The sequence below is a fragment of the Arthrobacter sp. P1_B4 genome, assembly GCF_056406555.1.
In genome coordinates, this window is the sequence record NZ_JBFTZW010000117.1 from 1 (window position 1) to 7,455 (window position 7,455).

The following is a 7,455-nucleotide window of genomic DNA, read 5'->3' on the forward strand; positions in this document are numbered from 1 at the left end:
GATCTGTCCGTCTACGGACCCGAAGACCTTGAGCACGTCGCGCAGGAACTCAACGGACGCCCACGCAAGACGCTCGGCTGGAATACTCCAGCCGAGCGTCTACGTGATTTACTACTGACCACCTAACCAGCAGGTGTTGCAACGACCCCTAGAAACCGCCCTTGGGGGTGGCCGGACGCCGTCGTTTGTGCTCTGTGCCTTGCTTAGTGCCTGGCCGGGCGGGGGCCGGTTACTTCTTGCCCTGGTTGGCGACGGCCTTGATGGCCTCGGCGGCGGCCTCGGGATCGAGGTAGGTGCCGCCCGGGTTCAGCGGCTTGAAGTCCTCATCCAGTTCGTAGACCAGCGGGATGCCGGTGGGGATGTTCAGGCTGGCGATGTCCTCGTCGCTGATCCCGTCAAGGTGCTTGACGAGGGCGCGGAGCGAGTTTCCGTGGGCGGTGACCAGGACGGTCTTACCGGCCCTGAGGTCTTCCTTGATGTCTGATTCCCAGTACGGCATGAGCCGGATCAGGACATCCTTGAGGCATTCGGTGCGCGGGATGGCGTCGCCGAGGTCCGCGTAGCGCGGGTCCCCCACCTGGGAGAACTCGGAATCGTCAGCCAGGGGCGGCGGCGGGGTGTCGTAGGACCGGCGCCACAGCATGAACTGCTCCTCGCCGAATTCGGCGAGGGTCTGGGCCTTGTCCTTGCCCTGCAGCGCGCCGTAGTGGCGCTCGTTGAGCCGCCAGTCGCGCTTGACGTCGATCCAGCCGCGGTCGGCTTTTTCCAGGGCCATGTTGGCCGTGTTGATGGCCCGCTTCAACCGCGAGGTGTAGAGGATGTCGGGGAGGATGTTGTTCTCCACGAGCAGCTCGCCGCCGCGCACCGCCTCGGCACGGCCCTGGTCATTGAGGTCAACGTCCACCCAGCCGGTGAACAGGTTCTTGGCATTCCAGTCGCTGTGGCCGTGGCGCAGCAGAATCAGCTTGTAAGTCATGGTTTTCATCCTAGCCGAGCGGTTGGCGGCGGTGCCGAGCGTTACACCGCGCGCGCTTCAGAGCGTGCCTCACCTCCTGCTTCACCTCATGCTTCAGGGCAACGCGGGGTCGCTCCCGGCCCGTCCAGCGGCCACCACGGAAATGAGGTGACCCCGCGTTGGAGGATAGGCTTGGGCGGTGGTGCAGAAGGCTGAACGGGTGCTGGCCCCCCGGAACAAGGGCGGAACGAGGGGCAGCGCGCGCGGCGGCAGGCCCGTGGGTAACGTGACCCGCGGAACCACGAACCCCAACCGGATGCGCCGCGTGGACCGCTGGCTGACCGGGCCCCAGGCATGGCGGCTGCGGGCCGCGGCCCATCCTCTCGCCGTCGACCTCGGGTACGGTGCCTCACCGGCCACCGCCGTCGAACTCTTCGAACGCCTCGCCGCGGTCCGCGGGGACGTACAAATGGTGGGGATCGAAATCGAACCGGAGCGCGTCCGGCAGGCCCAAGCCCTTGAACGGCCCGGCCTAAGGTTCCAGCTGGGCGGCTTCGAACTGCCCATGACCGGAAAGCCCGTGCTGGTCCGCGCMTTCAACGTGCTGCGGCAGTACGAGGAAGCCGACGTGGCGGGCATCTGGCGGCTGGTGCAGGACCGGCTGGCCCCGGGCGGGCTGTTCATCGACGGCACGTGCGATGAAATTGGGCGGCGCGCCGCCTGGGTGGCGCTCGACGTCGAGCGGCCGCTGAGCCTGAGCCTGTCCATGCGGTTCGGTGCCTTCGTGCTGCCCTCCGACGTTGCCGAAAGGCTGCCGAAGGCCCTGATCCACCGCAACGTGCCCGGCGAGAAGATCCACGCCTACCTGCAGGCGATGGACCAGGCCTGGCTGGAAGCGGCGCCGCTGGCGGCCTTCGGAAACCGGCAGCGCTTCGGGGCGATGTGCCGCGCACTGCTCGACGCCGGCTGGCCGATCCAGGACGGCCCGTCCCGCTGGCGGCTGGGCGAAGTGACGGTCGGCTGGGAAGCCGTGGCCCCGGGAGCTTAGGTGCCGCCGGTGGTCACCAGGGGCCGTAGGGGCCCATGTTGCTGCCGCGGCCGCGGCCGGCGTCCTTGACGGCGGGGCGGACGTCGGCGAGGTACACGGACGCGGCCGTCACCGCTGCAAGGCCGAAAATCCCGAGCGAACTGGCGCCGCCACCGCTGCCCAGCTGCGAGAGCAGGGAAAACAGTCCCACGGCGAACGCGCCGCCGGTCAGGGCCAGCCAGAAGGTCTTGGTCCGCTTCGATACAGCCTCGAACGCGTTGGCCTTGTGCCGGAGGCAATCGAAAAACGCCCATGCCTCAAGGACAAAGGCCACGACAGCCAGGACCAGGTAAACCCCGGATTCGACAAAGTAAATGAGTATGCGTCCGTCCACTCCCCCAGCCTAGCCGTCCAGAGTGCCCAATGCCTGCTCCAAATCGGCCCAAAGGTCTTCCACGTTCTCAATGCCCACGCTCATCCGGACCAGGTTGTCCGGCACGCTCTCCGGCTCGGCGGCGTGCCGGCGCCGGCGTTCGATCAGGGATTCCACCCCACCCAGCGAGGTCGCGGGGAGCCAAAGCTGCAGGGCGCGGATCATGCGGTCCGCGGCGTCCGCGCCGCTGAGGCCCCTGCCCTGCCCACCCACCGGTGCCACCTCGATGCACAGGACGGAACCGAAACCCTTCATCTGCTCCTTGGCCCGCGCGTGGCCGGGGTCCGAGGCCAGCCCGGGGAAGCGGACGCCGGCCACCTTCGGATGACCGTCGAGCCGCTCGGCCAGGATTTGGGCCGACGCCTGCGAACGCTCGATCCGCAGCGCCAGGGTGCGGAGCCCGCGCAGCGCCAGCCATGCCTCGAATGGTCCGGCGATTCCGCCGTGGATGGTGCGGTGGTGCAGCAGGGCGGCGCGGAGACCGGCGTCGGACGTCACCAGGGCACCGAGTACGACGTCGGAGTGGCCGGAGAGGTACTTGGTCACCGAATGCAGCACGACGTCGGAGCCCAGGCTCAGGGGCTGCTGCACCAAGGGCGTGGAAAAGGTGTTGTCCGTGACGACGATGGCGCCGGCCTCGTGCGCGGCGGCGGTCAGGGCCCGCATGTCCGCGACCCCGAGCATGGGGTTCGTGGGGCTCTCCAGCCAGAGCATGCTGGCGGCGCGCCCGCCGGCCGGGGCAAGCGCCGCAAGTACAGCGTCGGTGTCCGCGATATCCACCGTCCGCAGCTCGAGGAACCCTTTGGCCGCCAGTTCGGTGGCCATGGTGACCGACCCCGCATAGCTGTGCGACGGCATGACGAGCACGCCCTGGGCGGGCACCAGGGACAGGGCCGAACTCACGGCGGCGAGTCCCGAGGCGTAGAGCAGGCCCGGCAGTTCCGAGCCCTCCAACTGGCCCAGCGCCTCTTCAAAGGGGTCCCACGTGGGGTTGGAATACCGGCCGTAGCCGCGGTCGCCGTCGCCCAGCGGTCCCGTGCCGAAGTAGGTCGAGGACAGCACCAGCGGCGGGTTGACCGGTTCGTCGCGGGTGCGCGGCGGGCGCCCTGCCGCGACGACCAGGGAATCCGGCGAAAGCGTGGCGGCCTGTTCTTCAGTAAGACTCATGAGGACAGGGTACGTGGGCGCCCGGCAGGGTACCCAAGCCGTTACGCCGCAGACTATCCGCAGACTAGAGTGTCGGGGATTGTCGGTACTCTTGAACGGTGACTACCCAGAGCCCCGGAGCGTCCGGCCGAAAGTTGACCGGCCTGTTGCCCGGACTGTTTATTGCCTTCGAGGGCGGAGACGGCGCCGGCAAGTCCACGCAGGCGGCTGAACTCGCCAAAGCCCTGGAATCGGATGGTTTTACCGTGCTGCGGACCCGGGAACCGGGCGGCACGGCGATCGGCGAGAAGCTGCGGTCCCTCGTGCTGGATCACGGCCACGGCCACATCGATGCCCATACCGAGGCCCTGATTTTCGCGGCATCCCGGGCGGCGCACGCGAGCCAGGTCATCCGCCCCGCCCTGGAACGCGGCGAAATCGTCCTTACCGACCGGTACATCGATTCCTCGGTCGCGTACCAGGGCGCCGGCCGAGGCCTCGGAACGCAGGCGGTCCGGGACATCAATGCCTGGGCCACATCGGACCTGCAGCCGGACCTGACGGTACTCCTCGACGTCGAGCCCGCCGTTGGCCGGCAGCGGCGCACCGCCGGCGAGGCCGCCGAAGACCGCCTCGAGTCCGAGGCCGACGAATTCCATGCCAAGATCCGGGCGGCCTTCCTGGACCTCGCCTCGGCCCGGCCCGAGGCGTATCTGGTGTTGCCCGCCCGGCTGCCGGTCGCCGAACTCGCTGCCCGGATCCTCGAGCGCGTCGAATCCCTGCTGGCCGTCACCCAAAGCAGCACAGCATGACGGTCTGGGACGACCTCCAGGGCCAGGACGCCGTCGTGGCCCAGTTGCGCCAGGCGGCCCAGAACGAAGGGCTCACGCACGCGTGGCTTTTCACCGGACCGCCCGGCTCCGGCCGTTCCAACGCCGCGAAGGCGTTCGCCGCGGCCCTGAACTGCGACCAGGAGGACGTCAGCCTGCGCGGCTGCGGCGAATGCCCGGCGTGCCTGACCATCCTCGGCGAAACCCATTCCGACGTCTCGTTCGTGCGCACGGAGAAGGTCACCATCACCATCGACGAGGCGCGTGAGCTCGTGTCCACCGCCGGGAACCGGCCCTCGTCGGGCCGGTGGCGGATCATCGTGGTGGAGGACGCGGACCGGATGGCCGAGCGGACCACCAACGTGCTGCTCAAGGCCATCGAGGAACCCACGCCCCGCACCGTCTGGATGCTCTGCGCCCCCTCCCCCGCCGATGTCCTGGTGACCATCCGCTCCCGCTGCCGGCCGGTGGCGCTGCGGCTTCCGCCGGCTGCCGCCGTCGCTGCACTGCTGGTGAAGCGCGACGGCGTGGACCCGGCGGTCGCCGAGCGCGCCGCCCGCGCGGCGCAGAGCCACGTCGGGATCGCCCGCCGCCTGGCCCGGGACCCGGAGGCCCGGGAGCGCCGGCTCGAGACGGTGCGGTTTCCGCTGTCCCTTCGCGGCGTCACGGCGGCGGTCATGATGGCCGAGAAACTGGTCAAGATCGCCACCGAGGAAGCCAACAGCTCCAACGACGAGCGCGACGCCGCCGAGAAGACGGCGCTTCTGGCCACTCTCGGGGCACCCGAAAGCGGCACGCTGCCGCCAGCCATGCGGAGCCAGGTCAAGCAGCTCGAGGACGACCAGAAGCGCCGCGCCAAGCGTTCCGTCACCGACTCCCTTGACCGCACCCTGACGGACCTGTTGTCCTTTTACCGGGATGTCCTGATCATCCAGATGGGGAACGCAGTGGAACTCGTCAACGTTGAACTCAGAAGCGAACTCGAAGACTTCGCCTCCCGTTCCACCGCCGAAGTGACCCTTGCCCGAATGGACGCCATCAACAAGGCCCGCACGCGGATCACCACAACCAACGTGGCCCCGCTGCTGACGATCGAGTCCATGGCTTCCAGCCTTATTTGACGGTTCCGGCCGCTCCAACGATCATCTTCGCTTTCGTTCCTAGCCTCCAAGGAGAACCGCATGAAGCCTGCTCGACCCCAGTCCGCAAGATCCAGATCCCTGGCGATCGGCATGCGGGCCGTCGGCGCCGTGGCCCTGGCCCTCACGCTGGCCTCGTGCACCCTCTTCGGCGGCGGGGGCGGCAACGGGTCCAGTGCGCCGGCATCGGGGGCGGCGGGGCAGGCGGACCCGTCAATCGTGGCGGCCGCGCCGGCCGAGCTGCGCAGCTACTACTCCCAGCAGGTCGACTGGAAACCGTGTGAAGGCAACTTCCAGTGCGCCAAAATCAAGGTTCCGCTGGACTACAGCAAGCCCGACGGCGAACGCATCGAGCTTGCCGCCATCAAGCTCGCCACGACAGGCGACAAGAAGGGCACCCTGATGGTCAATCCGGGCGGCCCGGGCGGCTCGGGGTACGACTTCGTCAGGGATGCGGCCAACACCAATATTTCGGACAAAGTCCGGTCCGCCTACGACATCGTGGGCTTCGACCCCCGCGGCGTGAAGCGCTCCGCCCCGGTCACGTGCCTCACGGACAAGGAACGCGACGCGTCCCGCGCCAAGACCTACGCCCTGGACACCGACGCCGGACTAGACGAGGCCCTGGCCGACAACAAGGCCATCGCTGCCAAGTGCGTGGAGAAAACCGGGCCGGTGCTGGCCCATATCGACACCGTCAGCGCCGCGAAGGACCTCGACATCCTGCGCGGGGTGGCCAACGACTCCAAGCTGAACTACCTCGGTTACTCCTACGGGACGCTCCTCGGCGCCACCTACGCATCGCTGTTTCCGGACAACGTGGGCCGGTTGGTCCTCGACGGCGCCCTTGACCCATCGCTGAGCAACGAGGAACTGACCCGCGACCAGGCCGTGGCCTTCGAAAAGGCCCTCCACGCCTATGTCGCCAAGTGCCAGCAGACGTCCGGATGCCCCCTCGCGGGAAGCACCGAGGAAGGTGTCCAGCAGATCCGCAACGCCATCAGCGCGGCCGAGGCGAACCCGCTGCCGGCGAAGGACGGCCGGAAGGTCTCGGGCTCCACGTTTGTCAGCGGCCTCATCATCCCGCTCTACAACAATGACAACTGGCCGATCCTCACCCGGGCGCTCGCCACCGCCCTGGCCGGCGACGGCACGGGCATGTTGCAGCTGGCCGACTTCGGCGCCGACCGCGATCCCAGCGGCACCTACACGTCAAACAGCACCTTCGCCTTCAACGCCATCAACTGCCTGGACTACCCGATGGTGTCCGACACCGCGTCCATGCGGGCCGAGGACCAGAAGCTGCGCCAGCTGTCGCCCACGTTTGGCTACTACTTCGCCTATGGCGGCAGCAACTGCAAGGACTGGCCGTACAAGAACGTCCGGGCCCCTGCCCCGGTCGATTACAAGGGCTCGGCCCCGATTGTCGTAGTTGGAACCACCGGCGACCCGGCTACGCCCGTGCAATGGGCCAGTTCCCTGCGCAAGCAGCTTGGGAACGCCTCGCTGCTGACCTGGAAGGGTGAGGGCCACACGGCGTACGGCCGTTCCAACAGCTGCATCGGCAACGCGGTCGATGACTACCTGGTGGACGGAAAGGCCCCGGCGGACAACACCGTCTGCTAGGTCCGCGACGGGGCCGCATGGCGGCTTCGGTCGCTCATTTTGACCCGGACGCCGGGACTCTATTACAGTTGTCTCTTGCATGATCCGCCCGGTTCGCAGGGCATTCATGTGGTTGCTTCCTTAGCTCAGTTGGTAGAGCGTCTCACTCGTAATGAGAAGGTCGCCAGTTCGATTCTGGCAGGAAGCTCGGGAAGAACCCCGTATCACCGTTGACTCAACGGGGATACGGGGTTTTTTATTGGTTGCGGCGGGACGGGTCCGGACGGGGCCGCATCGGGCCAGGAACCCCGACCCAGAAG

Annotated in this window: 7 protein-coding genes, 1 tRNA gene and 1 pseudogene; 6 read left to right on the forward strand and 3 right to left on the reverse strand. The window is 67.9% G+C overall.

Going from position 1 to position 7,455, the window contains the following annotated elements; genetic code table 11:
- Window positions 1-126, forward strand: a pseudogene (locus AC1D1W_RS19000) (IS30 family transposase); the annotation flags it as partial.
- A gap of 103 nt (window positions 127-229) precedes the next feature.
- Here AC1D1W_RS19000 and AC1D1W_RS19005 read toward each other — a convergent pair.
- Window positions 230-976, reverse strand: coding sequence for a phosphoglyceromutase (locus AC1D1W_RS19005; RefSeq protein WP_243181854.1), 747 nt, complete (start codon window positions 974-976; stop codon window positions 230-232).
- A 178-nt stretch (window positions 977-1,154) separates the two neighbouring features.
- Here AC1D1W_RS19005 and AC1D1W_RS19010 point away from each other — a divergent pair, with 178 nt between their 5' ends.
- Complete coding sequence (locus AC1D1W_RS19010; RefSeq protein ID WP_476944499.1) at window positions 1,155-2,003, forward strand: class I SAM-dependent methyltransferase; 849 nt, start codon at window positions 1,155-1,157, stop codon at window positions 2,001-2,003.
- Window positions 2,004-2,016: 13 nt separating this feature from the next.
- Here AC1D1W_RS19010 and AC1D1W_RS19015 read toward each other — a convergent pair whose 3' ends face one another.
- Window positions 2,017-2,376 carry a DUF2516 family protein gene (locus AC1D1W_RS19015; protein ID WP_028276353.1) on the reverse strand — a complete coding sequence of 120 codons (360 nt, stop codon included), beginning with the start codon at window positions 2,374-2,376 and terminating at the stop codon, window positions 2,017-2,019.
- Between the two features lie 9 nt (window positions 2,377-2,385).
- The gene (locus AC1D1W_RS19020) at window positions 2,386-3,582 is read right to left on the reverse strand and encodes a trans-sulfuration enzyme family protein (RefSeq protein WP_243181852.1); all 1,197 of its coding nucleotides are present in this window, start codon (window positions 3,580-3,582) and stop codon (window positions 2,386-2,388) included.
- Window positions 3,583-3,716: 134 nt separating this feature from the next.
- Here AC1D1W_RS19020 and tmk point away from each other — a divergent pair, with 134 nt between their 5' ends.
- The 4 genes from tmk to AC1D1W_RS19040 all read left to right on the forward strand — a co-directional run bounded on the left by tmk (window position 3,717) and on the right by AC1D1W_RS19040 (window position 7,343).
- On the forward strand, window positions 3,717-4,373 hold the full coding sequence (tmk, locus tag AC1D1W_RS19025; protein WP_028276354.1) for a dTMP kinase: 657 nt from the start codon (window positions 3,717-3,719) through the stop codon (window positions 4,371-4,373).
- Complete coding sequence (locus AC1D1W_RS19030; RefSeq protein ID WP_243181851.1) at window positions 4,370-5,512, forward strand: DNA polymerase III subunit delta'; 1,143 nt, start codon at window positions 4,370-4,372, stop codon at window positions 5,510-5,512. The genes tmk and AC1D1W_RS19030 overlap by 4 nt, the downstream gene beginning before the upstream one ends.
- Window positions 5,513-5,572: 60 nt before the next feature.
- The gene (locus tag AC1D1W_RS19035) at window positions 5,573-7,156 is read left to right on the forward strand and encodes an alpha/beta hydrolase (protein ID WP_476944500.1); all 1,584 of its coding nucleotides are present in this window, start codon (window positions 5,573-5,575) and stop codon (window positions 7,154-7,156) included.
- A 114-nt stretch (window positions 7,157-7,270) separates the two neighbouring features.
- Window positions 7,271-7,343: transfer RNA gene (locus AC1D1W_RS19040), tRNA-Thr, on the forward strand.
- Window positions 7,344-7,455 lie beyond the last annotated feature (112 nt).

What these genes read in the sequence shown, in the direction of transcription:
- AC1D1W_RS19005 (WP_243181854.1), bottom strand. Translation starts at nt 976, where the DNA reads ATGACTTACAAGCTGATTCTGCTGCGCCACGGCCACAGCGACTGGAAT.
- AC1D1W_RS19020 (WP_243181852.1), bottom strand. Translation starts at nt 3,582, where the DNA reads ATGAGTCTTACTGAAGAACAGGCCGCCACGCTTTCGCCGGATTCCCTG.
- AC1D1W_RS19030 (WP_243181851.1), top strand. Translation starts at nt 4,370, where the DNA reads ATGACGGTCTGGGACGACCTCCAGGGCCAGGACGCCGTCGTGGCCCAG.
- AC1D1W_RS19035 (WP_476944500.1), top strand. Translation starts at nt 5,573, where the DNA reads ATGAAGCCTGCTCGACCCCAGTCCGCAAGATCCAGATCCCTGGCGATC.